We start from the raw sequence: 25,432 nt of genomic DNA on the forward strand, positions 1-25,432 counted from the left end.
CGCAAAGAAAGATAAGCAAAGAAAGCGGCTCACACCGCCAGCTCATAAGCGGAGCCCCCGCACAGCCACGGTAGTGGTGCATCTGGAATCTGTGCTCTCGCACATTTGGCGCTTGTGACAACGCAGTCATACCTCCGGCGGCGCTGCGCGCGCCGTAGCGGTAGTTCACTAAACCCTATGTCGTTGCTAACGCCTCGCGATATTTCCTCCAACCGTGTGTTGCTCGCCAGCGCTCAGCAGTCTGCATTGCCCAAGTGATGTTCGCCGACACTCAGCAGTCTTCATCACCCGCGTGCTGCCCATCCACGCTCAGTAGTCTGCATTACCTGTGCGCTGCTCGCCCACGTTCACCAGTCTTAATTACACGCGCATTTTTCAGGAATTAGGTAGTATTCCATAGCAAAATACATGGCGCTTTCCGCACGTTGGCGAGGCGAAACTGATGGTCCCGCTACGCGAAGGGAGGCGTGGGTTTGCCTGATGAACCTTTCCGGCGAGCACGTAGTGCGAGGCGGGAGGTATGACTGCCTTGTCGCTTACGCTCAATGTGCGGGGGCACGGATTCCAGATGCACCACTACCGTGGCTGTGCGGGGGCCCCGCTTAAGAGTTAGCGGTTTGAGCCGCTTTCTTTGCTTATCTTTCTTTGCGGCGGCAAAGAAAGTAAGTGCTGCCCCGCACAGGGGCAACGCTAATAGACCATTACCGCAATTAATGCAGAAAGCAAATAAACCCCACCAATATGAAACTCCCAAAAAACCATAAAACCAAAATAGAAGAGAAAAACAAAAAACCGCCAAACCCCAAGCCCCGCAGGGCCCCCTCACATTCCTCCACACAACGCCAAAAAAATCCAACCAAAACCGAGCAGCATGAAATGCAAAAAAACAGCACATTTCCACACTTAACAACAACATCAAAAAAAACCAAACCCAACCCTCACTACCAATAAAAACGATTTCAGCTATAGTCGCCATTTTCCAGTCGCCAGCCGGGCAAAAAAAGAGCACCAAAGAGCACCAATAAGCCCGCCACCAGGAGTTAAAAAAAATGAACGCCCGCGAACCTGCATTTATCCCGGTTTCCCGTAGCGCACGTCTGCGCCAGATGCTCGTCAGCAACGAACTCGAATTCATGATGGAGGCCCACAACGGTCTCTCCGCCCGTATCGTCCGCGAAGCCGGCTTCAAGGCGATCTGGGGTTCGGGTCTCGCGATCTCCGCCCAATTCGGCGTGCGCGACAATAACGAAGCCAGCTGGACGCAAGTCGTCGATAACCTCGAATTCATGGCCGATGCCAGCGATCTGCCCATCCTGCTCGATGGCGATACCGGCTACGGTAACTTCAACAACGTGCGCCGCCTCGTGCGCAAACTCGAACAACGCGGCATCGCCGGCGTCTGTATCGAAGACAAGCAATTCCCGAAAACAAATAGCTTCATCAACGGCGAAGCTCAACCGCTCGCCGATATGGACGAGTTCTGCGGCAAGATCAAAGCCGGTAAAGACTCGCAGTCGGATGAAAATTTCTCGATCGTCGCGCGCGTCGAAGCACTGATCGCCGGCTGGGGCATGGACGAAGCGCTGCGTCGCGCGGAAGCCTATCGGCAAGCAGGCGCCGATGCGATCCTGATCCACAGCAAGCTCTCGCGTCCCGACGAAATCCTCGAGTTCGCGCGCGAATGGGCCGGCCGCGGTCCGCTCGTCATCGTGCCGACCAAGTACTACAGCACGCCCACCGAAGTGTTCCGCGAGGCCGGCATCAGCACGGTCATCTGGGCCAATCATCTGATCCGCGCAGCAACCTCGGCCATGCAGGCGGTCGCCAAGGAAATTCACTCGAGCGAAACGCTCGTCAACGTCGAAGACAGCATCGCCGCCGTCAACGAAATCTTCCGCCTGCAAGACGCCGACGAATACTCGGAAGCCGAAGACCGCTATCTGTCGAGCGGACGCGCGGCCGGTGCGGCCGTCGTGCTCGCGGCAAGCCGCGGCAAGGGGCTCGAAGCCGTCACCGAAGATCGTCCGAAAGTCATGCTGCCGATCGCGGGCAAGCCGCTCCTGCGCTGGCTCGTCGATTCATTCAAGAAGCAGAGCGTCAATGACATCACCGTGGTCGGCGGTTATCGCGCCGATGCGATTGATACGGCCGGTATCAAGCTGGTCGTCAACGAACGTCACGCGCAAACCGGCGAGCTGGCGTCGCTCGCCTGCGCAGCCGACAAGCTCGCGGGCGATACGGTCATCTCGTACGGCGATCTGCTGTTCCGCAGCTATATCCTGCGCGATCTGGTCGAGAGCGAAGCCGCGTTCAGCGTGGTGGTCGATTCGTCGCTGACCGATGCGGAAAACGCCAGCGTGCGCGACTTCGCATGGTGTTCGGCGGGCGACGACCGCGGTCTGTTCGGCAGCAAGGTCACATTGCGTCATGTGTCGAGCGGGCAGGACGCAGCGTCCGCCATCGCTTCGCAAACACCGCATGGTCGCTGGGTCGGTCTGCTGAATGTACGCGGCGAAGGGCGTGAGCGTCTGCAAGCGGTGCTCGGCAAACTGCAGGCGCGCCCGGATTTCGATTCGCTCGACATGCCCGCGCTGCTCAATGCGCTGATCGAAGCAGGTGAAGCGATCGAAGTGCAATACGTGCACGGCCACTGGCGCGGTGTGAACGATCTCGAAGACTTCCGCCGTGCGGGCGATTTCGCACACGCACAAGCGCCGTTCGCGGCAGCGGTCGGCGGCAAGACGAACGAAGCCAGCGGAGCCGCGCAATGATCGAGGCGGCACAGTTCGTCGAGGCGGCTCGCGAGCGTGGCTTCGACTGGTATGCAGGCGTGCCGTGCTCGTATCTGACGCCGTTCATCAACTACGTGTTGCAGGATGAGTCGCTGCATTACGTCTCGGCGGCCAATGAAGGCGATGCGGTTGCGTTGATCGCGGGCGTCACGCTCGGTGCGCAGAACGGCCGGCGCGGCATCACCATGATGCAGAATTCCGGCCTCGGCAATGCGGTGAGCCCGTTGACCTCGCTCACGTGGACCTTCCGTTTGCCGCAATTGCTGATCGTGACGTGGCGCGGGCAACCCGGCGTCGCGGACGAACCGCAGCACGCGCTGATGGGTCCCGTCACGCCCGCGATGCTCGATGCGATGGAGATTCCGTGGGAGACCTTCCCGACCGAGGCTGACGCGATCGGCCCGGCGCTGGATCGCGCCATTGCCCATATGGATGAAACCGGCCGTCCGTACGCGCTCGTGATGCAAAAGGGCAGCGTGGCGCCGTACGAGTTGAAAGAGGGTGCGGCCAGCGCTCGCCGCGTGCCGGCCGCGCCGCGTTCGCAATTCAAAAACGTTGCGGCGAATGAATTGGCTTCGCGTCACGAGGCGCTGCAGAAAGTCATCGCGCACACGCCGCTCGACTCGACGGTGGTGCTCGCGTCGACCGGTTTTTGCGGGCGCGAGCTCTATGCCATCGACGACCGTCCGAACCAGTTGTACATGGTCGGCTCGATGGGTTGCGTGACGCCGTTCGCGTTGGGTCTGGCACTCGCGCGTCCGGATCTGCACGTGGTCGCGCTCGACGGCGACGGCGCCGCGCTGATGCGCATGGGCGCCTTCGCGACGCTCGGCGCGTACGGCCCGTCGAATCTCACGCACGTGCTGCTCGATAACGGCGCACACGACTCGACCGGTGGTCAGGCAACCGTGTCGTCGCAAGTGTCGTTCGCGGGTGTCGCCGCGGCTTGCGGTTACGCGTCAGCGGTTGAGAGCGACGACGTCGATGTGATCGACGCGCTGTTCGAAACGGCGCCGTCACCCCATGGTCCGCGCTTCGCGCGACTGGCGATTCGCCGCGGCACGCCCGATGGCCTGCCGCGTCCCACTATCACCCCGCCCGATGTGAAAACGCGCCTGATGCGCCACATCGGCGCCGCTTAAGGAGTCCGCTCATGCTGCTGCTCAATCCCGGCCCGGTGACGCTCACCGAACGCGTCCGCAACAGCCTGTTGCAAACGGATCTGTGCCACCGCGAAAGCGAGTTTTTCGACTTGCAGGAAGAGGCGCGCACACGTCTGGTCGATCTGTACGGTCTCGACGCAAGCGAATGGCAAGCGGTCCTGATGACGGGTTCCGGTACGGCCGCTGTTGAAAGCATGACCGCCGCGCTGGTGCCGCAAAACGGCAAGCTGCTGGTCGTGGAAAACGGCGTGTACGGTGAGCGTATTTCGCAGATCGCCACGCAATACGGCATCGCGCACGAGTCGCTGAAGCACGACTGGATGCAGGCGCCGGATCTGGCAAAGATCGTCGAACGCCTCGACGCGGACAAAGCGTTCACGCACGTCGCGGTGATTCATCACGAAACCACCACGGGCCGTCTGAACGATCTGCAGGCGCTCGGCGCGCTGTGCCGCGAACGCGGTCTGCGTCTGCTGGTGGACGGCGTGAGCAGCTTCGGCGCGGAAGCGATCGATTTCGCCGACGCCAGTCTCGACGCCGTGGCGGCGACCGCGAACAAGTGTCTGCATGGCGTGCCGGGCGCGTCGTTCGTGCTGGTGCGGCGCGCGGCGCTGGCGCAGGCGGCGAGCCGCACGTATTACCTGGACCTCGGGCGCCTCGCGCGCTTGCAGGATCAGCGCAATACGCCGTTCACGCCGTCGGTCCATGCGTACTACGCGCTGGTCGAAGCGCTGCGCGAACTCGCCGAGGAAGGCGGCTGGCGTGCGCGTCACGCGCGTTACGCAGCACTCGCGGAGCAGGCGCGCGCGGGCCTGGCTGAGCGGGGCATCGGCAGTGTGTTGCCGCCGGAGCAGTCGTCGGTGGTGCTGCGCGCGTATCGCTTGCCGGACGGCGTGTCGTATCCGCAACTGCACGACGCGCTGAAGGCACGTGGTTTCGTCATCTATGCCGGCCAGGGTGGGTTGTCGGCCGAGCTGTTCCGCATCTCGACGATGGGCAATATCCACGCCGCCGACATCGAGCGTCTCCTGCAAGGCTTTTCCGAGCTGACACGCTAAGGCGAGCGTTCACTCACGCCTTCAGTCGCGCGTCCGGTAACAAGCCTGGTGAGAAACCTGGCGACAAGCCCTCGGCGGCGTCACACCGGATCTTTGTCCGGCGGTCCATCGGGCCGCTGCGGCTCCTCGGTGTGATGACCCGGCGACGGCGGCACTAGCGGGTCGGCTTCCGGGTCCCGATTCGGATCGGCGTTCGGATCGGGAATCGGGCTGGTATGCATGTCGTAGCTCATTGCATCACCTCTTTGAGTCGGGAAGAGGGCTGAAAGCGTGCCAAACAGGTGGACCGGCAAGCGTGCCTGAAAAATGGCTCAAGGCTCACGGGCGGCAGGTCCGCCCGAATCCGCGCAACCACCGGTCGTTTCCTTCTAGCGTAGGCGATCCAGCACGCGGCGCCCGTTACTTTTTCCTGCGACGGCCCGCGCTCAATTGCCAGTAGCGTTCGGCGGCGAAAATGTCGTCATAGTTGCCGGCACCGAAAGCGCGCAACTGGCTTTCGTAAGCGTTGACCGCTTCGCGTTTGAGCTGGATGCGCCGTGGCAGATCAATCGTGTGGTTCGCGTTCGGATAGGCTGGGGTGGCGACGATGCCGCGTTGCGCGAGGTCGGCAAGGCGTGCCTGCACGACACCCGGCGTGCGGCGATGAATCGCCTCCTCATAGGCGAACCATGTGAGGTGCGACAGGCGCGGCAGGATTTCGCAACAGGCTTCGAACACGAGCACGTGATCCTCGTGACGCAGGCCGAGCGGCATGAGCAGCGTATTCGCGGTGGTGCGGTAGATGGTCTCTTCAAGCGCCGCCGCCAGTCGGGCGATCGACGGCGAATCCATGTATTGGCCGTCGCGAAACGACATGCGTAGCGGAATCGCGTCGAGTACCTCGAGCGCAAGATTGTCTTCGCGCGTGCGGGCGTGGATGGCCTGATGGGCGCTCGTGAACCCGGACTTTTCATCCCATTCGGTATGCATTTCCTGCTGGGGCGGTGCCGCGAACACCGTGCAGACCGCGGCGTCGGGATGGGCGGCGAGCAATGCGCCGCAACTGAAGACGGCGTCGTCGAAATGGGGCGAGACGATGAAAAGGCGTGGGCTGGTTTCGCTCATGGAATAGGTGGAGATTGCGAGACGTGCGGGGCCGTATCCGAAGCTTCGATATTGCGCGCGACAAACTTGCCGGATCGGCGGCGTCACATCAGCTTAGGCGGAATTGGCGCGGCGTGTGTAATCGGCGTGAGCGCCGCAAACCGCGTGCCTGGCCGGGCCGATTCTGCGGTGGCCTCCCGTAGAGGCTCACCGTCAGGCATCCGGCGTATCCCGAACCTGCTCACCTTCAACGGGCACGTTGCCGTTCGCCAGCGCCGCTGCACGGCGGAACGCCGTCGCGATGGTTGCCACGATGTCGTCGCGCAAGGTGGCGTCGGCCATTCCTAGCGCATACGACGGATGCCAGGTCGGCACGATCAGACGCCCCTCGTGAGCGATGGTTTGACCGAGGTATTCGGACAGGTTGACGTGCGTGCCGGTCAATGTTTTCAGCGCCGTCGCGCCGAGTGCGACGATGACGCGCGGCGCGACCCGCGCCAGTTCCTTGTCCAGCCAGTACTGGCAAGCCTCGACTTCGCGCCACACGGGCGTGCGATGGACGCGCTGCTGGTCGAGCGTTTCCCATTTGTAATGCTTGACGGCATACGTCAGATACAGCGCCTGACGCTCCAGTCCGGCGCGCGCCAGCACGGTGTCCAGCAGTTGACCGGCCGGGCCGGTGAAGGGCTCGCCGTGCTGGTTCTCGTGCTCGCCCGGCTGTTCGCCGATCACCATGATCGCCGCAGGCGCGGGTCCGGCGCCCGCAACCGCCTGTTTCGCGTTGCGCCATAACGCGCAGCGCCGGCAGGTGGCGAGCGGGCCAGTGTGCTCCCGCAAGGGGGGCGTCACGGCCGAGTACTCGACCGGTGGTGCGCGAGGCACGGTGACGGCCGCGCTTTGCGCGCCGAGACGACTGCGCTCGCGCGCGAGGTGTGCGGGCAGCGGGGGACCGGCGGGCGGCATTCTCCAGTAGCGCAGCGGCACCGGCGATGGCTGGGCATTGAAGGCGCTGCTGTAGTACGCGAGCCAGAGTGCTTCCGTGGGCGTGCTGGTGACGGCTTCGCCGGTCATGGCGCCGGCCGCTAAGGCAGGCGCGGCTTGCTCGCTTTCCGTCATGACCGGCCGCTCGATGCGCAGCAGCATGCCGTTCCAGAACACCGCGCCGTGCGGCGTGGCCAGCATCCACGTGGAATTGCCCATGTGCTCGGCGAACCGCGCGGCGGCACGCTCCAGCAAGTCATGATGCGGCTCGTACCAGCCGACGAATTCGGGCGGCCCCATTGACGGATCACGCCGTCTGAAGAAGGTGAGTGTCAGCAGATCTTCGGTTTCGCGCTCGATAGTCCGGATGCGCTGATCCAGCAACGCGCCGTCGGGGTCGTCGGGATCGAGGACGTTGCGCTCGCCGCGCGTCCAGCGCCATAGGACGCGGTACAGCAGCGCCCAGCGATCCGGCGCGCGGAAGCACGCTGCCGTTTTCAGCCAGGCGAGCAGTTCGCGGGGAATCGCGGGCGTAGCGAGGGCTGGGGCTGGGGCCGGGCCGGCGGCGATTCCCGTGCCGCAGGCGCTTGCAGTGGGGTGTGCGGACTCAGTGGGTAGCGCGCCTCGCGCCCCGGCTTCATCTTCAGACTCAATCCACTCGATCTGCGACGGCTCGACAGCTTGACGCAACAGCGCCCGCGCGGCGCGCCGCCATGCGGCGAAAGACGGTTCAATCGGAATGTGTTTCATGCTGACGCGCCGTGGATACGCGCACCGTGATGCGCGTACCTATGCGGCCAAAATACTGTATGAATATACAGTATGCGCCAAACCGCCGGCCTGGATCAAGTCAGCCGGATCACGCCCACGCAATGGGCGCACATCATTGCAACCGGGGCAGAGGCAGGGGCGATGACCTATCCGCAATCAGACAGGCTTTTCCGTTATAGGGCTCGTCACCAGGGAACGACCCGTCCGAGATAGTCAAGGTAGTGCAGGCCGGCGCGCCCTTCATAAGCCTCGATCGTATTGACCAGGTTCGGAATGCTTTCTTCAATGGTCAAGCGCGCCGTAGGACCCCCCATGTCTGTCTGGACCCATCCAGGCGCCATCAGCAGGAGGCTGCGCGGAGATTCGGCGCTGCGCGCCGCGAAGGTACGCATGAACATATTCAGTGCGGCCTTGCTCCCCCGGTAGACGTCGTAATTCGCGTTGGTGGCATTCGTGAGACTGCCTTGCCCCGAAGACATGACGCCGATCGTTCCAGTCGGCGGGACCAGGTCTTGAAACGCATCAATGACTCTCATCGGACTCAGCGAATTCGTCACCATCACCCGCACGAATTCCCCGGTCGAGACTTCCGCGATCGTTTCGCCATCGTCGTTTTTGACGCCTGCGTTCACAAAGAGCACGTCGACGCGCCGGTCCGCGAGGCGGGCGCGCAGCGCTGCGACCTGCTCGGGAATCGTGATATCGACAGTCTCTACTTCGAGCGCACCAGAGGAGGCTTGCGCGAGCTGCCGAAGCTTTTCGGTCGAATCCGTTCGCCCGGTAGCGATGACCTGGTAGCCGCGCTTCAAATACTCCTCGACCATCGCGAATCCAAGGCCGCGGGAGGCGCCGACAAGGAGAACGGTTTTCTGCGAGCGTATGTTTTGCATTGACATTCCCGGTAAGCGAAGCCGCTCCCGAACCTGAAGGTAACGAGAGCGATCCTCTTAAGTAAATTGGTCAAACCAATATAGCGATACACAGGGAATGGCGGAAGCTGCGCTGAATGCAACTAATATCTGCATCAGACGCCCTACCTCACCTCTGCCGACGACGATTAAAAAATGCCAGAACCGGACCTCAATCTTCTTTTCGCGCTCGATGCGTTGCTTGCCGAGAAAAACGTGACGCGCGCTGCCCGGTCGTTGCATCTAAGTGCGTCGGCCATGAGCCGCACGCTGACTCGCCTTCGTGCCGAGACTGGCGATCCACTCCTCGTGCGGGCCGGGCGTCAGATGGTGCTGACGCCATATGCCGAAGAGATTCGCGAGCGAACCCGGAATCTCGTGCATGAGGCGCGTTCCTTGCTGCGTCCGTCGCCCGCCGCACCCGATTTTTCAACGTTGCGCCGAACCCTGACGATTCGCGTCAATGAAGCTTTCGTCGAAGCTCTCGGCGCTCCCTTGATTGCCGAAGTGACGGCACTGGCGCCGTTCGTGCGTTTGCACTTTTCGTCCAAGCAGGAAAAGAACGCGGAATATCTGCGAAATGGCTCCGCCGATCTTGAGATTGGTGTTCTGGAGGACATGGGGCCTGAGATACGCGTTCAGGCATTGTTTCGAGACCGCTTCATGGGGGTGGTCAGAAAGGGGCATCCGCTCGACCTGAAACAGGCGGTGACGATCGAGCAATACGCAGCGTTTGGCCGCGTTGTCGCTCCGCACGGTCGTCAGGTCATTGACGCTCTCGACGCCGCGATTGCCCGGTTAGGGTTGGAAGGAACGACCGTAGCGATCGTGCCCAGCTTTCCGGCCGCGTTGGCGGTGGCACGCGCGTCCGATCTGGTCGCGCTCCTGCCGGCGTCCTTTGTGGACACGCAGCCCGCCACATCCGTCACCGTTTTCGCGTTTGAGCTTCCTGTCGCAACGGATGGTTTTACGATTTCTCAGATGTGGCATCCCCGTTTGGAGAATGACCCGGTTCATCGTTGGCTTCGGCAGCTCGTTCTCAGAGTGTGTCGTCAGCAGGTGCAGGTGTCAGCCGGTTTGTGATCAGCCCGGACGTTCGGGCTCAGCCATTTCATTCCCGCGCCGGTTTGTCCACGGCGCGGTCGCGCTCGCGCTCGCGTTAAACGTTGCGCAGATCTTCCGGCGTATCCACGTCCCGCAGAATCCCGGGGTCGTCGAAATCCAGCCGCATCACCCGTTGAGAGGTCAACAGCGCGCGTGCGCCAGTGTCGCCGTCGAGTGCTATCAGGGCGTCCCGATGCTCGATGCCGAAGCCGACTGGATGGCCGCGTTGCCCCTGATAAAACGGCGCGACGATCGACGCGCCGCCGTCGAGCGCACGCGCCACCGCTTCGATCGTCGAGGTGGCGATGCGCGGCATGTCGGCCAGCGCGACGATCCAGCCCTCGGCGTCGTCGCTGGCTTCGATGCCGGCGGCGAGACTCGCGCCCATGCCACGCTTGGCGCTCTCGGCGAATACCACGTCGCAGCCGGCGTCGTTCAGGAGGCGCGCGAGCGCGTCCGAGCCCGGCCGCACCACGGCCAGCACACGCGAGACAACCCGTAGCAGCCGGTGCGCCGCTTCGTGCGCGACGGGCGTGCCGTCGGGCATCTGCGCGAGGAGCTTGTTGTGCAGGCCGTCCGGGTCGAAGCGGGAGCCGAAGCCGGCGGCGAGCAACACGCCGGTAGCAAGCGAGGCGTAGGCCATGGACGGGCACCGATAGAAAGAACGTGCCCGATTGTGCGATGCAACGCAGCGGCAGGCAAGCGCCAATGCATGGGCCGTTATGCGCGTGTCGTCCCCATGACCTTGTCGAGCGTCACCGGCAGATCGCGCACGCGCACGCCGGTCGCGTGATACACCGCATTCGCGATGGCCGCCGGAACGCCGGTAATGCCGATTTCGCCGATGCCGCGCACGCCGAGCGAGTTGACGTACGGATCCGGCCGGTCGATGAACGTGATGTCGAGCGAACCGATGTCGGCATTCACCGGCACGTGGTACTCGGCGAGATTCGCGTTGGTGAAGCGGCCATAGCGCGTATCGAGCAAGGTGTCTTCCTGGAGCGCCGCGCCCACGCCCCACACGATGCCGCCCAACATCTGGCTGCGCGCGGTTTTCTGGTTCAGCACGCGCCCCACGTCATACACGCCGACCACACGCGCCACGCGAATCGTGCCGAGGTCCGCATCGACATGCACTTCGGCGAACACGGCGCCAAACGAGTGAAGCGAGTACTTCTGCCGCTCGTCACCGGGTTTGACCGTCGCGGTCGCTTCGATCGGTTTGCCGCCTGAGCGCGCGATGATCGCCGCTGCCGGATCGCGCTTCGTGGGCTGCGAGCGGCTCATGACCCAGCCATTTTCAACCGTGATGTCGTCGGGTGAGATGCCATGTACCGGCGAGGCTTCGTCGGCGAGTGCCAGGGCGATTAGCTGGTTGCGTACCTCGCTGGCGGCCTCGCGCACGGCGGGCGAAACGCTCGCCGCCGATTGCGAGCCGCCCGACCCAGGCGCTTTCGGCAGAGACGAATCGCCGAGTGCGAAGTGGATGTTCTCCGGCGCGAAGCCGAGGGCGTCGGCGGCCACCTGAGTCATCACCGTATAGGTGCCGGTGCCCAGGTCCTGGGTGCCGGAAGCGACCATGGCGCTGCCGTCCGGCAGAATCCGTGCGATGGCCGAGGCTTCGCTGCGGTTGGCCGGATAGGTGGCGGTGGCCATGCCCATGCCGATCAGCGTGTTGCCGTTGCGCATCGAGCGCGGCGCGCCGGTGCGCCGCGACCAGCCGAATTTCTCCGCGCCGATCTGATAGCACTCGCGCAAGGACTTGCCGGACCACGGCTTGTTTTCCTGCGGATCGGTTTCGGCGTAATTCTTCAGGCGCAGTGCGAGGGGGTCCATCTTCAACGCCACCGCGAGTTCGTCCATGGCCGATTCGAGCGCGAACGAACCGGTCGTCTCGCCGGGCGCGCGCATGAAGGTGGGTGTGCCGAGATTCATCGGCACGATCCGGTGCGTCGTGACCTGATTGGGCACCGCGTACAACATGCGTGTGACCATGCAGCAGGTTTCGGTCCAGTCTTCGATTGTCGACGTATTCGACACGCTATCGTGACGCATGGCCGTCAGTGTGCCGTCGTGCCGCGCGGCAAGCGTGAAATGCTGCTCGGTGCGCGGCCGCGCGCCGACCGACCCGAACATCTGCGGCCGCTCGAGCACGAGACGCACCGGACGCCCGGTCTGTTTCGCCGCCATCGCGCACAACGATACGTGCGACCACGACGATCCCTTGCCACCGAAGCCGCCGCCGATAAACGGCGAAATCACGCGCACGTCGCCCGCCGGCATACCGAAGGTTCTCGCGACCGCCTGCGCCGCATTGCTGACGCCTTGCGTCGAGTCGTAGAGCGTGAGTTGCGGGCCGTCCCAGCGCGCCATCGTGGCGTGCGGCTCCATCGGATTGTGATGCTCGATCGGTGTCGTGTAGACGGCGTCGATGTGGACGGCGCCACTGCGCAGCCCGTCCTCGAAACTACCGCGCTGCGTGTCCGTGGTGCGGCCTTGCGGTTTGTCGGGCGCATGTCCGTTTGGCTTTGCCTGGGTGAAATCGAGTACCGCGGTGCTGCTCTGATACGTGATACGCAGTTGATGCGCGGCATCGGTGGCATGTTCGAGCGTATCGGCGACCACCACCGCGACCGGCTCGTTGTTGTAATGAACCTGGTTGTCCTGCAGCAGCGACAGGCGCCTGCCTGCCGGCGGCGCTAGCGCGGGCTTGCCGCCATTCGGCAGGCGCGGCGCGTTCTGATACGTCATCACGAGCAGCACGCCGGGCAACGCTTGCGCGCGGCTCGCGTCGATCGACGTAATCGTGCCGCTGGCAATCGTGCTGGTGACCAGCACAGCATGCGCCAGCCGCGCCTCGGGGAACTCGGCGGCGTAACGTGCTTCGCCAGTGACTTTCAGCAGGCCGTCGATGCGGTCGAGCGGTTGACCGATCAGATTCATACGACACCTCCGCTGCGGCCCGCGGCCAGGTTCACCGCGCGTACGATCGCGCGTTGCGCGAGCTGCACCTTGAACGCGTTGTCGTGCTGCGGCCTCGCATCGTGTAACGCGGCGGCCGCGGCGTCATGCAACCTCGCCTGCGTGAGCGACTGGCCGTTGAGCATCTGCTCGGCCGCGCTTGCGCGCCACGGTTTGTGCGCGACGCCGCCCAACGCGATGCGCGCGGTTTTCACGTGCTCGCCGTCCATCTGCAACGCGGCGCCCACCGAGACCAGCGCGAATGCGTAACTGGCCCGGTCACGCACTTTCAGATAGTGCGAGTTCGCGCTGAACAGCGGCGGTGGCAAATCGACGGCCGTAATCAGCTCGCCCGGTTGCAAGGTCGTATCGACATCGGGCCGTTCGCCCGGAAGCCGGTGAAAGTCCGCAAACGGAATCGTCCGCTCGCCTGCGGGGCCGGTAACCCGCACGACGGCGTCGAGCGCGGCGAGCGCCACACTCATATCCGACGGGTTCACGGCGATGCATTGCGGACTCGCGCCGAGAATCGCCTGCGTGCGATTGTGGCCCTCGAGCGCCGCGCAACCGCTGCCTGGCATGCGCTTATTGCACTGCGTGAAGGCGGTGTCGTAAAAGTAACCGCAGCGGGTGCGCTGCATCAGATTGCCGCCCACGGTCGCCATATTGCGCAGTTGCGACGAAGCGCCGGCCAGAAGCGCCTGCGACAGCAACGGGTATTGTTCGCGCACCAGCGCGTGGTTGGCCGCGTCGCTATTGCGCACCAGGGCGCCGATGCGGATGCCGCCATCCGGCAGCGTAGTGACCGTATCGAGCCCGCCGATGCGCGTGATGTCGATGAGGCGCATTGGCCGCGCCACGCCGCCCTTCATCAGGTCGAGCAGATTGGTGCCGCCGCCGATGAACACCGCCCCTGGCTGCTGCACTGCGCGCACGGCGCCGGCGACGTCGCCGGCGCGTTCGTAAGAGATCGCATCCATGCTGGTCGCTCCGTCAGGCGTTGCTGTCGTGATGGTCGCTGTTGCTGGCGGCGCCGGCACTGTTCTGTGCGCCACCCTCATGCACGGCGCGCACCGCCGCGACGATATTGGCGTACGCGCCGCAGCGGCAAATGTTGCCGCTCATGCGTTCGCGGATTTCGTCGTCGGAAAGTTGGGGTGCACGGCTGCGCACATCGAGGGTCACGGCACTGGCCGTGCCGTTGCGGAATTCGTTCAGCAGGGCAGTCGCGGAACACAACTGCCCGGGCGTACAGTAGCCGCACTGGAATGCATCGTGTTCGATGAAGGCCCGTTGCAATGGACTCAGCACGTCGTTGCTGACGAGTCCTTCAACCGTCGTGATGTTCTCTCCTTCGTGCATCACGGCGAGCGTCAGGCAGGAATTGATGCGGCGGCCGTCGGCGATCACCGTGCATGCGCCGCACTGTCCGCGGTCACAGCCTTTCTTCGTGCCCATCAGGCCTGCGTACTCGCGCAGCGCATCGAGCAAGGTCACGCGCGGTTCGAGTTGCAACGTGTAGGCGCGGCCGTTGACGCTCAGCGTGACCGGGCGGGGCGGCACCGGTACATGTACTTCCGCAGGCGGCGCGGTTGGGGCCGGTGTTTGAGTTTGCGCGCGCAAATGCGGTGCCACGCCGACCGTGGCGGCCGCGGCAGCCGACTGCAGAAAGCGGCGGCGCGAAGGTTGGGGTGGCGTAACGTCGGGCTCGTCGCCCGAATCTTCAGGTTTGTTTCTCGTGGACATGACAGTCTGCTGGCTCCATTGAAAGGTCAATGCAGGCACGGCGACATGCGGGTAACCGAGTGTCAACTACTGACGTTGCGCTTAACGAACAGGAAAGTAAATACGCGGACGTGCCTTCTTTCTGGATGCAAAACGAAAGACTGTTTTGCGCGGGACGAGGAGTCCGCGCAATCAGGCTCAGGCTCAGGCATCAGCCCAGCGCCGCAGCAGATTGTGATAAATCCCGGTGAGACTGATCACGGTTGGATCGTTCGAACCTTTTTCGGCGGCGAGACGCTGCACGTCGTTGTCGAGTTGGAACAGCATGGCGCGTTCGCCGTCGTCGCGCACCATGCTCTGAATCCAGAAGAACGACGCGACCCGCACGCCACGCGTTACCGGGCTCACGTGATGCAGGCTAGAAGCGGGGTAGAGCACCATGTCGCCGGCGGGCAGCTTCGAGCGATGCACGCCGTAAGTGTCTTCGATGCAGAGTTCGCCGCCGTCGTAGGTTTCCGGTTCGGCGAGAAAGAGCGTAGCCGACAGATCGCTGCGGATGCGAAAGTCGGTGCCGCGCAATTGGCGGATCGCGTTGTCTACGTGTGTGCTGAAACCGTCGCCACCGGCATAGCGGTTAAAAAGCGGCGGAAAGACTTTCAGCGGCAACGCCGCGGAAAAGAACCGTGGATTGCGCCCGAGCGCGTCCTGAATCGCATCGCCCACCGCGCGCGCGGCCGGGGAGCCTTCGGCCAATTGCTGGTTGCGCTTGGCGTGCGCCGACTGTTCGCCGGAAGTCGCATTGCCGTCGATCCATTGCGCCGCGTCGAGGATTTCGCGGGATTGCGCGACCTGTTGCTTACTGAGCACGCCTTGCAGATGCAGCATCATGCGCGTGCCTCTTCGGTGATGTCTGCGTTGAGCTCGTTGTTGAACTCCTCATTGCGCTCTTCATTGAACGCATCATTGAGTTCCACAGCCAGCGCACGAAACGCGGCCACCGGCGAAGCGGCCAGCCACGTCCGCATTTTCTCGACGAATGCCGCCGTTGCCGTCACCGGCACGCGTCGCAGCCACGCCAGCGCGGCGTCGATCTCGCCACGCGCGGCCAGCCGCCGTGCATAGTTGAACTGGCCGCGAAAGTCGCCGCCCACCGCGGCGCGCCGGTAATAGTCGAACGCGATGCCGGCGTCGGCATCGACGGCCCAGCCGTCTTCGTAAAAGCTGCCGATGTAGTTGAGCGACTTTACGTGACCCATGTCGGCGGCGCGCCGGAACCACTGCAGCGCCTGCGCTCGATCGCACTCCACACCATTGCCGAGCGCAAGCGCCGACGCATAGTTGTACATGCCCCAGTCGAGCCCCGTCCGCGCCGCGAGCCGGTACCAGTAGACGGCCACCGGCGCGCACGCGAGCGTTCCCCAGCCGTGTTCGTAGCAGCGGCCCAGCATGTTCATCGCCATCGGATGATCCTGCCGGGCCGCGTGCTTGAACCACGTCAGCGCGTCTTCGGCATTGCGCTCCACGCCATGGCCGTCGAGCAGATACTGGCCGTACACCGCCTGCGCTTCGACGATGCCGTTGTGCGCGGCTGCCGCCACCCACGCGGCGGCGTGGGTGGGCGGCCCGCGGAGGATGGCGGCGAGTTCGTCATGCGATACGCTCGCCAGCGCCTTCAGCGTCACCTGTTCCATTGTGCGGCGCTTAGTAATGCGCGTTGAGCGTCAGGAAGGCGGAGCGGCCGGCTGCGATCGACGCATAGTGCGCCGGGTACGCCTGGTCGTAATACGTGCGGTTGAAAATGTTCTGCACGTTCAGTTGCAGATCGACCTTCTTGTTGATCCGGTACGTCGCCATACCGTCGAAGCGCCAGTACGAAGGCACCGCGCGCAGATTCGCCGTGTCGCCGTACACCTGCGACATGTAGAACGCGCCGCCGCCGATCGTGAACTTCGGCAGTACGTCGTAGTTGGTCCACAGGCTGATGCTGTTCTTCGGCGTGTTCGGGAACTGATGGCCGTTGTCCGACGCGGTCTTGCCGTTGTCGCGCAACTGGCTCTTCATGTACGTGTAACCGCCGAACACCTGCCACTTGTTGGTCAACTTGCCCGCTACGCCGAATTCGAAGCCTTGCACGCGCTTGTTGCCGACCATCGCGTATTCGTTGTTAGGCAGCGTGACGCGGGCGTTGGTCGTATCGATCTGGAACAGCGCACCCGTCAGCGAGAGCTGGTTGTTCAGCACGTTCCACTTGGTGCCGAGTTCAATGCTGCGGTTCTTTTCCGGCGCGAGTTGATCCGCGTTCGCACCGACACCGCCGCGGCCCGGCGTCAGCGATTGCGTTTCGCTGCCTTGACCGAGCAGGGCGCCGGCCGGCGTCGACGAAGTCGCGATCGACGCATACACGCTGCCGTTCGACGCCGGTTTGAAGACGAGGCCGAACTGGTAGTTGAACAGCGTGTCGTCGCGCGAGGTGCGCTTACCGCCGTTGGCCACCGTGTTGCGGAAATCAGTCGAGTAATCGTCGACGCGCAAGCCGACGTTGGCCTGCCAGCGCTTCGTGAGTTCGATCGTATCGAACGCATACAGCGATTTGGTGGTGGTGCGCTGCTCGCTCGGATCGTTCGTCTGCTTGACCGAACCGGCCCACGGATCGTTCGGATTCGGCGACCACAGGCTCGTGCAGTTATAGCCCGACGCCGCGCCGATACCCTTGGTCTTGCAGATCGCGCCGGTGGCGGCCGCCACGGTGTACGAGTCGTTCACGCTGGTTTCACGCGACAGTTCGAGGCCGGTCGTGAAGCTGTGCTTCAGGAAGCCGGTCTTGAACTCACCGAACAGTTCGGTCTGGTTCGCGAGGCTGTAGACGTCGCTGGCACGCGTATTCGCGCGGCGCCACACCATGCCGTTGACGACGTTGCCCTGGCTGTCGTCCGGCTGCGTCCAGATGTAGTCCTGGGTGGACTTCGTGTAGCGCGTGGTGTTGCGGATCGTCAGATTGCTGTTGATGTCGTGTTCGATACGCACCGTGCCGACGTCCGAGGTCGTCTTGCGGAAATCGCGGTCGATCAGGCCGTAAAAGTTATGGCGGTCCACGTTCGCCGGATAGATCGTGTCGACGTTGGCCGGTTTGTTGGTGGTTGTATAGAAGTACGGAATACCGCTGTCGGGCAGGTCGTCGGTCGAGAGATGGTAGTAGCTCGCCGTGACGCGGGTCGGCGTGCCGAGGCCGTAGGTGAACGACGGCGCGATGCCCCAGCGCTCGTTGTTGACCGCGTCGCGGCCGGGCACGTCGTTGTTGTGGCTCATCACGTTCAGGCGGAACGCCGCGTGATCGGCCATTTGCCAGTTGCCGTCCGCGGTGAAGCGGCGGTAGCGGTCGGTGCCGAGACCCGCGCTGCCGTCGGCGGAATTGCCCAGATGCGGGGCCTTGGTGATCAGGTTGATGCTGCCGCCCGCGCCGCCGCGGCCACCGTAGGCGCCGTCCGAACCCTTGGTCACTTCGACGCTTTCGATATTGAACACTTCACGGGTGGTCGCGCCGATGTCGCGCATGCCGTCGACGAAGGTGCTGCCCTGCGCGTCGTAGCCGCGAATGAACGGCCGGTCGCCGAGCGGGTTGCCGCCTTCGCCGGCGCCGAAGGTGATGCCCGGCACCGTACGCAGCGCTTCGGTCAGCGTCGAGGCGCCCGTGCTCCTGATCAACTCCTGCGGAATCACGGTCACCGACTTTGGCGTATCCACCAGCGGCGCCGTGAATTTGACCGACGCCGAGTGATCGGTCTTGAAGCCGTCGTCCAGTTGGCCTTGCACGGCAATCGGCGCGAGCTGGCTGTCCTTGTCGGGCGGCGTGGTGCCGGGCGTGCCCTGCGCGAGCGCGGGACCGGCCGCCAACATGCTGCACAGCGTCGTGCTGATTTTGCCGAGCTTCGGTTCATCGGACCGCAACTTCATTTTTATCCCCGTTGTTGAGTGCTGATCGCCGGGTAGATCACGCGTTCCTTACCCGGACATGTCATGTTTATTACAAAGTGTTTTCGGCGTGCATTCTATGCAATATGTCTGTAATTGAGAAGCGTTCTCAACATAAAATCTCGGAATGTGGGAGCGAATGCATGGGCCGTCAGACGAAATTGGCGTGCTGATCGGCGAAGATGGGGGGAGAAGGCGCGGCTTTGGCGACTTCGGAGGGCGTGGTTTTTCTGTCTGTTGCGTAAGCGGTATGTGCAGCGCGAGATTTGCCCCGTCTCGGCTGAGGGCGGACGCTATCCGCCAGAGGCCCTACCGTGCGGCCAATTCCGCCAGTGTCTCGCGCAGCCACACGAGCGCCGGATCGGCCTGATTGCGCGGATGCCACCCTGCGTACAACGTGAAGCCGCGCGCGTCGAACGGCAGCGTGAAGGTATCGATCCGATCGGCGTAGCGCGCCGCGAAGCGCGACGGCAGCGTCGAAACATAGTCGGTTTTCGACAGCAACTCCGGCACCAGCGCGAAGTGCTGGAGCGACAGCGCGACGCGCCGTTCGCGGCCGAGCTCGTCGAGATGCTCGTCCATGAAGCCGTAAAAGCTGCCGCCGCTGGTCGACACCAGCACGTGATCGAGCGCGCAGTAGGTGTCGAGATCGAGTGGGGCGATGCCGCGCGGGTGGCCCTTGCGCTGCACGAACACGAAGTGCTCGTCGTAGAGCTGGCGGACTTTCATCGACGGCGGAATCATCCGGTCGGAACCGAGCAGCAGGTCGATCTCGCCGCTTTCGAGCCGCGACGCGGCGGTGGGCTGATCGCCGATCACGAACGCCACGCGCACACCCGGCCCCGCCACGGCGGGCAGCAGCTCCATCAGACGCATGCCGAGTACTGCGGTGGCATTGTCGTGCGCGGCAATGACGAAGCGCCGCGTGTCGGTGAGTGGATCGAAGGCGGACTGGTGGCGCACCACGGCTTCGAGATTCTTCAACGCCGTATGAAGCGGCTCCATCAACTCCAGCGCCCGGGCCGTGCGCGTCATGCCACGGCCGGTTTCGGCGGGTAGCAGCAGTGGGTCGCCGAAGATCTGCCGTAAGCGCGCGAGTTGCGTGGAGACGGCCGGTTGCGTCAGATGCAGCCGCTCGGCCGCGCGCGTGACATTGGACTCGGCGAGCAGCGCGTCGAGCGAAACCAGCAAATTCAAATCGATGCCGCGCAGATCAATCATGTTGATAGGTCGCATATAAGTAATTGATTTCTAGAATACGTACCGCGCTACTACAGTTCAAGCACCGAAACGAACTGAAGGAACCTCAACATGAAAGCCTGGATGCTCGATGAACCCGGCAAGCCGCTGGCCCTGCGCGACGTGACGCAACCGCAGCCGCGCCGCAATGCCGTGCTGGTGAGGATGGAGGCGGTGCCCTTGCTCAGTTACACGCGTGAATACGTCGAAGGGACGTTGCCCTACGCGTATCCGCCGACACCGTTTTCGCCCGGCACCAATGGGGTTGGCCGGATCGTCGCGGTCGGCGAGGGCGTGGTGGCGTTTCGCGCCGGTCAGCGGGTTGCTGTGAATCCCTACTGGATTGCCGACGAAACGGTGCGCGAACCGGCGCAGGCGCTACTGGGACTCACCGCTATCAGCGCCGACAGTGGCGCGTTGCTGGCGGAGTTTCCGCACGGCACATTGCGCGAACTGGCCGAATTTCCGGCCTCGACGCTGATCGCTCTCGACGGGCTGGAAGAGATCGACGCCGCGCGTCTCGCGGTGCTGGGTAAATTCTCCGTACCGTTCGGCGGTTTGCGGCGCGGCCGTCTGTCGGCGGGCGAAACGGTGTTGGTCAACGGCGCCGGCGGTTACTTCGGTTCGGCGGCCGTGCTTGCGGCACTGGCACTCGGCGCGAGCAAGGTCGTAGCACTCGGCCGGCGCCCGGAACCGCTGCAGGCGCTGGTCGAGCAAGGCCGCGGGCGGGTGGTGCCCGTCGTGTTGACGGGCGACGCCGCGCAAGACACAGCGGCGATTCGTGCCGCAAGCGGTGGCGGCGTGGACCTCGGGTTCGATATGGTCGGCCAGGCCACCGACGCGAACGCGACGCTCGCCGCATTACGCAGCCTGCGCCGTGGCGGCCGGCTCGTGCTGATGGGCAGCATGCAAGTGGATTTGCCGATTACGTACCGGGAGATGCTGCTGAACAACTGGGAATTGATCGGCCACTTCATGTACACGCGCGCCGACTATCTTGCGCTGGTTTCGCTGGTGGCGTCCGGGCAGATTCCGCTCGAGGCGGTCGAGCTGAAGTCCTATCCGTTCGCCCAGCTCGAAGCGGCCATCGACGCCGCAGGCCGCATGTCGGGCCCGCAATGCATCGTCGTGGAAGGCCAGTCCCCACATGCGTGGGGCTGACCACGACGGGTTGGGGTCTCAGTCGGGAGCCCGTTCCGGATGACGAAGACGCGAGTGATTGCGGCCGTAGAACCAATAGATGACGAGCCCGATGACGAGCCAGACGAAGAGCCGTAACCACGTGACGAGCGGCAGCCCGGCCATCAGAAGCAGGCAAAACAGAATCCCGAGAACCGGGATCACGGGCACGCCCGGCGCGCGGAACGGCCGGGAGGCGTCCGCGTCGCTGCGGCGCAGATAGATCACGGCGCCGCAGACGAGAATGAACGCGAACAGGGTGCCGATGCTGACCATTTCGCCTAACACATCGATCGGCGTGAACGCCGCCACAATCGCGACAATGGTGCCGATCATCATCTGGCTCAGATGGGGTGTTTGCAGGCGCGGGTGGACGCGTGCGAACAGGTGCGGCAGCAGGCCGTCCTGTGACATCGTGAAGAAAATGCGGCTCTGGCCATACAGCAGCACGAGTATCACGGTCGTGAGGCCAGTCAGCGCGCCGATCTTGATGAGCACGGAAAACCAGGTGACACCGATTACGTCGACACCTTTCGCGATCGGATCCGGGACGTTGAGCTCCGCGTACGGAACCAGTCCGGTCAGCACGCCGGCGACCGCAATATAGAGCACCGTGCAGATCACCAGCGAGCCCAGAATGCCGATCGGCATGTCGATCTGTGGCTTGCGTGCCTCCTGGGCCGCGGTGGACACCGCATCGAAGCCAATGAAAGCGAAGAAGACGACGGCCGATCCTCGGAGAATGCCACTCGCGCCGAAATTGCCGAATTGGCCCGTATTCTGCGGAATGAACGGATGCCAGTTGGCCGGATGCACGAAGAAGGCGCCGATGACGATGAAGGCCAACACCACCGTCAACTTGATCGCCACCATGATGTTATTGAGCCGCGCCGACTCCTTGGTGCCGAGCACAAGCAAGATGGTTAGCGCGGCGATAATGAAGATCGCCGGCAAATTGACGATCCCGCTCACCGTGCTGCCATCGGCGAGCGTGACCGTGGTGCCGGGCGCAGCCGCCAGGGTGGGTGGAATGCTAATCCCGACGTTATGCAGCAGGCTCACAATGTAGCCCGACCAGCCGACCGCAACGGTCGCCGCGCCCATTGCATACTCGAGGATCAGATCCCAGCCGATGATCCACGCGAATAGTTCGCCGAGCGTCGCATACGTGTAGGTATAACTGCTGCCGCAGACCGGCAGCATGGCGGCCAGTTCGGAGTAGCAAAGTCCGACAAAAGCGCAGGCAATCCCGCCGAGAACAAACGAAAGAATGATGCTCGGCCCCGCATAGTGCGCCGCGGCCGTGCCGGTCAGAACAAAGATGCCGGCGCCGATAATCGCGCCGATGCCCATTGCCGTAATGCTGAGCGCGCCCAGCGACTTCGACAGATGATGTTCACCACCCTCAGCGCTTGCGACAATATCCGCGACGGATTTGCGCGCCGTATAGCTTGTGTCGGCCATGATGAGTCGTCCAGTTCGTATGTTGGTGAATCCGAAATCGAATCGATTCGTGACGCACTGCAATAAGCGACTGCTTTTAAGGCGACTGGCACTGTTGATATTGCGGTTAAGGAGGGTACTGAAGAATTCAGTCTAGTCTGGATTTAATCGTGTGGGTACTGAAGATGGGTGGTGCGCATGCTAAAACGGCCTTGCGGGTGAGCCGCAAGGCCGTCTTTCAATTCAATCATGGAATCCTGATCAATCGATGCCGTGAAACACCGCATCGTCTGGACCGAGATATACGGGCGGGCGCCAGGCGGCGTCGCGCATCGAATGCTGGACCAGTTTTTCGACGCCCAGCAACACCGCGAAAATCGCCATCCGCACCGGAATGCCGTTGTCGGTTTGCCGGAAAATCGCGAGACGCGAATCGTGATTCAGATCGACGCTCAGATCGTTCGCGCCCGGCCGGCTGTCGCGCGGCAGTGGGTGCATGATCAGCGTGTCGGCGCCGCATACGCTGTCCATCAGCGCCAGATTGATCTGGAAATCCGGCGTATAGCCTTCGAACGATTCGTCGGTGAAGCGCTCTTTCTGGATCCGGGTGGCGTACACCACGTCGGCGCCGCGCAACCCGGCCGTCAGGTCATGAGTCTGCTCGATCACGTGGTCGTTGCGCGAAATCTGCTCGATGATGTAGCTCGGCATTTCGAGCATGGGCGGCGAGATCAGCGTGAACTTGATGCCGCGATACAGCGCCAGCAGCTTGACCAGCGAATGCACCGTGCGGCCGTATTTCAGATCGCCGACCAGCGCGATATGCGCCCCGTCGACAATCTTGCCGAGCCGCGAGAATTCGCGCTGGATCGTGTACAGATCGAGCAGCGCCTGGCTCGGATGCTCGCCCGGGCCGTCGCCGCCGTTGATCACCGGCACGTTGGTGGCGCGCGCGAATTCGGCCACCGAGCCTTGCTCAGGATGACGGATGACCAGCGCATCCACATAGCCGCTCATCACGCGGCTGGTGTCGTAGATCGACTCGCCCTTGGCCATCGACGAAAACGTGAAACCCGTGGTGTCGCACACCGAGCCGCCGAGCCGGCAGAATGCCGCGCCGAAGCTCACACGAGTTCGCGTGCTGGCCTCGAAGAACAGATTGCCGAGCACCGCGCCTTCGAGCACGCGGGAGATTTTCCGGCGCCGCGCGATCGGCTGCATGATGTCGGCGACGCGAAACAGCGCCTCGACCGAGTCGCGCGAGAACTGATCGACCGACAGCAGTTGCGGTTTGCCCTCGAACAGCATCTGGCTGGCAAGCGACTGCGAGTCTACGCTTTGCGTATGCTTTTCGCCCGGCTCTCCATGCACCACGATTTCCGACACGAAACGCTCCACGATCTCCGGCATGGCGCGCGATTCCTGCGAATCGTCGGGTAGCAGCCAGGTGTCGAGCGCGCGGCGCGATACGCCGATGCGGCTCGCAAACGTGTCGCGGGTCATGTTCATGCGACGCATCGCGTCGCGTAGGAAGGCTTGTTGTGGGACGCTCATGCGGGCACCTGTCGGGAAAGGGCTGCGTATCGGCTATGTACGCGGTGCGTATATTAGTTTCCCTGTCGCAGAAGTCAAGCAATTTTGTGAGTGTTTGGCGGAACGGTTTGGCCAACCGTGTTTGGCGAACCTCTTTGGCAGATATCTTTAGCCGGGCCGCTTTGCAAACTCCGGTCGGACCCGGTTACACTGCGTGTCATGCATTCCGGCCAAACGCTCCGACTCTGCCCGTCAACCATCGCACGTCTCGCTTTTGCGGGCGTCGTGGCGGCACGCGCGCATGCTGTCAATGTCGCGAGCATTAGCGCCAAAGCCAAAAAACAGCCGCTCATCTGACCGGAGCCGCTGTTCCGTCAGATGTTGCGACGGAACAGCCGGTCAACGCCCACCTGCGGCAATCCCTGTTTTTCCTCCCTCGCATCACTGATCGGAATCGATACGGTCGTCATCGAGGTAAAGACATGTCTATTTTTTCGGGTATCTGGGTTCCGCTCATCACCCCATTCGCCGACGGCGAGGTGGATCACGCCGCACTGCGCGCGCTGGTGCGCCGCTATGCCGACGCGGGCGTGGCCGGCGTGGTCGCGCTCGGCACGACCGGCGAGCCGTCCGCGCTCGACCCCGCCGAGCAGGACGCCGTGCTGTCGACGATTCTCGACGAAGCGCATCTTGCGCGCCGCGCGGACGCGCAAGCGCTGCCGGTGCTGGCCGGTGTGTCGGGCAACCACACGGCGAGTATGGCGGCGCGCATCGAGCAATTGAACGCACTGCCGATAGCCGGCGTGCTGATGTCGGCGCCATACTACATCCGGCCTTCGCAGGCGGGCATCGTCGGGCATTTCATGACGCTTGCCGATGCGAGCGACAAGCCTGTCGTGCTGTACGACATTCCCTATCGAACCGGTGTGCGGCTCGAACTCGACACGCTCCTGACGCTCGCCGCGCATCCACGAATCCAGGCGGTGAAGGATTGCGCCGGTTCGCTCGACACCACGCTCGCACTGATTCGCGACGGCCGCTTGCAGGTGCTGACCGGCGAGGACATCAATATTTTCAACAGCTTGTGTCTGGGTGGGAGCGGGGCGATCGCGGCCTCGGCGCATCTGCGTCCGGAGCGGTTCGTTGCGCTCTATCGCGCCTTGTCAGCGGGCCGGCTCGAAGAAGGACGGCGCATTTTTTATGAGCTCGCGCCGTTGATCCAGGCGCTGTTTGCCGAACCGAACCCGGCGCCGGTGAAGGCGGTGCTGGCCGCGCAAGGCCTGATACGCGACGGCTTGCGCATGCCGATGACACGCGCTGGCGATGCGCTGATCGCGCGGCTCATGGAACTGGAAGGGCTTGATCCGGGAGCGCCGCGCGCGGCGGCATGGTGAGCGTGTGTGCGGATTCGCTTGCTGCCATTTGTATTTGAGATGTTGCGTCACAATGCCAGGCGATAATCGGCCCCCTTTGTTCACTATCGCCACCGGGATGTTGTCCGGTTGATGCCGCATGCAGTCAGT

At 63.4% G+C, this 25,432-nt stretch carries 20 protein-coding genes; 6 read left to right on the forward strand and 14 right to left on the reverse strand.

Going from position 1 to position 25,432, the window contains the following annotated elements; translation table 11 throughout:
• The first annotated feature begins 1,049 nt into the window (after positions 1-1,049).
• Genes aepX through PQR67_RS28085 form a run of 3 tightly spaced genes read left to right on the forward strand, consistent with a single transcriptional unit; the run spans position 1,050 to position 5,013 of the window.
• Positions 1,050-2,771 (forward strand): phosphoenolpyruvate mutase, encoded by a 1,722-nt coding sequence (gene aepX, locus PQR67_RS28075; RefSeq protein ID WP_408466101.1) that lies wholly within the window; start codon positions 1,050-1,052, stop codon positions 2,769-2,771.
• Positions 2,768-3,934, forward strand: coding sequence for a phosphonopyruvate decarboxylase (aepY, locus tag PQR67_RS28080; protein ID WP_408466102.1), 1,167 nt, complete (start codon positions 2,768-2,770; stop codon positions 3,932-3,934). The genes aepX and aepY overlap by 4 nt, the downstream gene beginning before the upstream one ends.
• A gap of 11 nt (positions 3,935-3,945) precedes the next feature.
• Positions 3,946-5,013: a 2-aminoethylphosphonate aminotransferase gene (locus PQR67_RS28085; protein WP_408466103.1), complete on the forward strand. Its 1,068-nt coding sequence runs from the start codon at positions 3,946-3,948 to the stop codon at positions 5,011-5,013.
• 80 nt (positions 5,014-5,093) lie between these two features.
• Here PQR67_RS28085 and PQR67_RS28090 read toward each other — a convergent pair whose 3' ends face one another.
• The 4 genes from PQR67_RS28090 to PQR67_RS28105 form a co-directional block, all read right to left on the reverse strand.
• Entirely contained in the window at positions 5,094-5,246 is a 153-nt protein-coding gene (locus tag PQR67_RS28090; protein WP_165614491.1) for a hypothetical protein, read from the reverse strand.
• Between the two features lie 166 nt (positions 5,247-5,412).
• The gene (locus PQR67_RS28095; RefSeq protein WP_408466104.1) at positions 5,413-6,117 is read right to left on the reverse strand and encodes a PIG-L deacetylase family protein; all 705 of its coding nucleotides are present in this window, start codon (positions 6,115-6,117) and stop codon (positions 5,413-5,415) included.
• 192 nt (positions 6,118-6,309) lie between these two features.
• Entirely contained in the window at positions 6,310-7,827 is a 1,518-nt protein-coding gene (locus tag PQR67_RS28100; protein WP_408466105.1) for a UdgX family uracil-DNA binding protein, read from the reverse strand.
• A gap of 206 nt (positions 7,828-8,033) precedes the next feature.
• Complete coding sequence (locus PQR67_RS28105) at positions 8,034-8,738, reverse strand: SDR family NAD(P)-dependent oxidoreductase (protein WP_408466106.1); 705 nt, start codon at positions 8,736-8,738, stop codon at positions 8,034-8,036.
• Positions 8,739-8,912: 174 nt separating this feature from the next.
• Between PQR67_RS28105 and PQR67_RS28110 the strand changes: the two genes are divergently transcribed.
• Entirely contained in the window at positions 8,913-9,839 is a 927-nt protein-coding gene (locus PQR67_RS28110; protein WP_408466107.1) for a LysR family transcriptional regulator, read from the forward strand.
• A 76-nt stretch (positions 9,840-9,915) separates the two neighbouring features.
• On the opposite strand, the gene PQR67_RS28115 is transcribed toward PQR67_RS28110, so the two are convergent.
• The 8 genes from PQR67_RS28115 to PQR67_RS28150 all read right to left on the reverse strand — a co-directional run bounded on the left by PQR67_RS28115 (position 9,916) and on the right by PQR67_RS28150 (position 19,736).
• On the reverse strand, positions 9,916-10,503 hold the full coding sequence (locus PQR67_RS28115; protein ID WP_408466108.1) for a nucleotidyltransferase family protein: 588 nt from the start codon (positions 10,501-10,503) through the stop codon (positions 9,916-9,918).
• Between the two features lie 77 nt (positions 10,504-10,580).
• Positions 10,581-12,803 (reverse strand): xanthine dehydrogenase family protein molybdopterin-binding subunit, encoded by a 2,223-nt coding sequence (locus PQR67_RS28120; RefSeq protein ID WP_408466109.1) that lies wholly within the window; start codon positions 12,801-12,803, stop codon positions 10,581-10,583.
• Positions 12,800-13,801: an FAD binding domain-containing protein gene (locus PQR67_RS28125; RefSeq protein ID WP_408466110.1), complete on the reverse strand. Its 1,002-nt coding sequence runs from the start codon at positions 13,799-13,801 to the stop codon at positions 12,800-12,802. The genes PQR67_RS28120 and PQR67_RS28125 overlap by 4 nt, the downstream gene beginning before the upstream one ends.
• Positions 13,802-13,814: 13 nt before the next feature.
• Positions 13,815-14,567 carry a 2Fe-2S iron-sulfur cluster-binding protein gene (locus tag PQR67_RS28130; RefSeq protein WP_408466111.1) on the reverse strand — a complete coding sequence of 251 codons (753 nt, stop codon included), beginning with the start codon at positions 14,565-14,567 and terminating at the stop codon, positions 13,815-13,817.
• 183 nt (positions 14,568-14,750) lie between these two features.
• Positions 14,751-15,434, reverse strand: coding sequence for a Fe2+-dependent dioxygenase (locus tag PQR67_RS28135; protein WP_408466112.1), 684 nt, complete (start codon positions 15,432-15,434; stop codon positions 14,751-14,753).
• Positions 15,431-16,237, reverse strand: coding sequence for a tetratricopeptide repeat protein (locus tag PQR67_RS28140; RefSeq protein ID WP_408466113.1), 807 nt, complete (start codon positions 16,235-16,237; stop codon positions 15,431-15,433). The genes PQR67_RS28135 and PQR67_RS28140 overlap by 4 nt, the downstream gene beginning before the upstream one ends.
• Positions 16,238-16,247: 10 nt before the next feature.
• On the reverse strand, positions 16,248-18,497 hold the full coding sequence (locus tag PQR67_RS28145) for a TonB-dependent receptor (RefSeq protein ID WP_408466114.1): 2,250 nt from the start codon (positions 18,495-18,497) through the stop codon (positions 16,248-16,250).
• A gap of 327 nt (positions 18,498-18,824) precedes the next feature.
• Positions 18,825-19,736 (reverse strand): LysR family transcriptional regulator, encoded by a 912-nt coding sequence (locus PQR67_RS28150; protein WP_408466115.1) that lies wholly within the window; start codon positions 19,734-19,736, stop codon positions 18,825-18,827.
• A gap of 90 nt (positions 19,737-19,826) precedes the next feature.
• Between PQR67_RS28150 and PQR67_RS28155 the strand changes: the two genes are divergently transcribed.
• Positions 19,827-20,915 (forward strand): zinc-binding dehydrogenase, encoded by a 1,089-nt coding sequence (locus PQR67_RS28155; protein ID WP_408466116.1) that lies wholly within the window; start codon positions 19,827-19,829, stop codon positions 20,913-20,915.
• An 18-nt stretch (positions 20,916-20,933) separates the two neighbouring features.
• Here PQR67_RS28155 and PQR67_RS28160 read toward each other — a convergent pair whose 3' ends face one another.
• Entirely contained in the window at positions 20,934-22,397 is a 1,464-nt protein-coding gene (locus tag PQR67_RS28160; RefSeq protein ID WP_408466117.1) for an amino acid permease, read from the reverse strand.
• A gap of 240 nt (positions 22,398-22,637) precedes the next feature.
• Positions 22,638-23,930, reverse strand: a complete 1,293-nt coding sequence (locus tag PQR67_RS28165; RefSeq protein WP_408466118.1) for an aspartate carbamoyltransferase — start codon at positions 23,928-23,930, stop codon at positions 22,638-22,640.
• A gap of 461 nt (positions 23,931-24,391) precedes the next feature.
• Between PQR67_RS28165 and dapA the strand changes: the two genes are divergently transcribed.
• Entirely contained in the window at positions 24,392-25,303 is a 912-nt protein-coding gene (dapA, locus tag PQR67_RS28170) for a 4-hydroxy-tetrahydrodipicolinate synthase (RefSeq protein ID WP_408466119.1), read from the forward strand.
• Positions 25,304-25,432 lie beyond the last annotated feature (129 nt).

This window comes from Paraburkholderia fungorum (genome assembly GCF_046026025.1).
Taxonomy (GTDB): Bacteria; Pseudomonadota; Gammaproteobacteria; order Burkholderiales; family Burkholderiaceae; genus Paraburkholderia; species Paraburkholderia fungorum_E.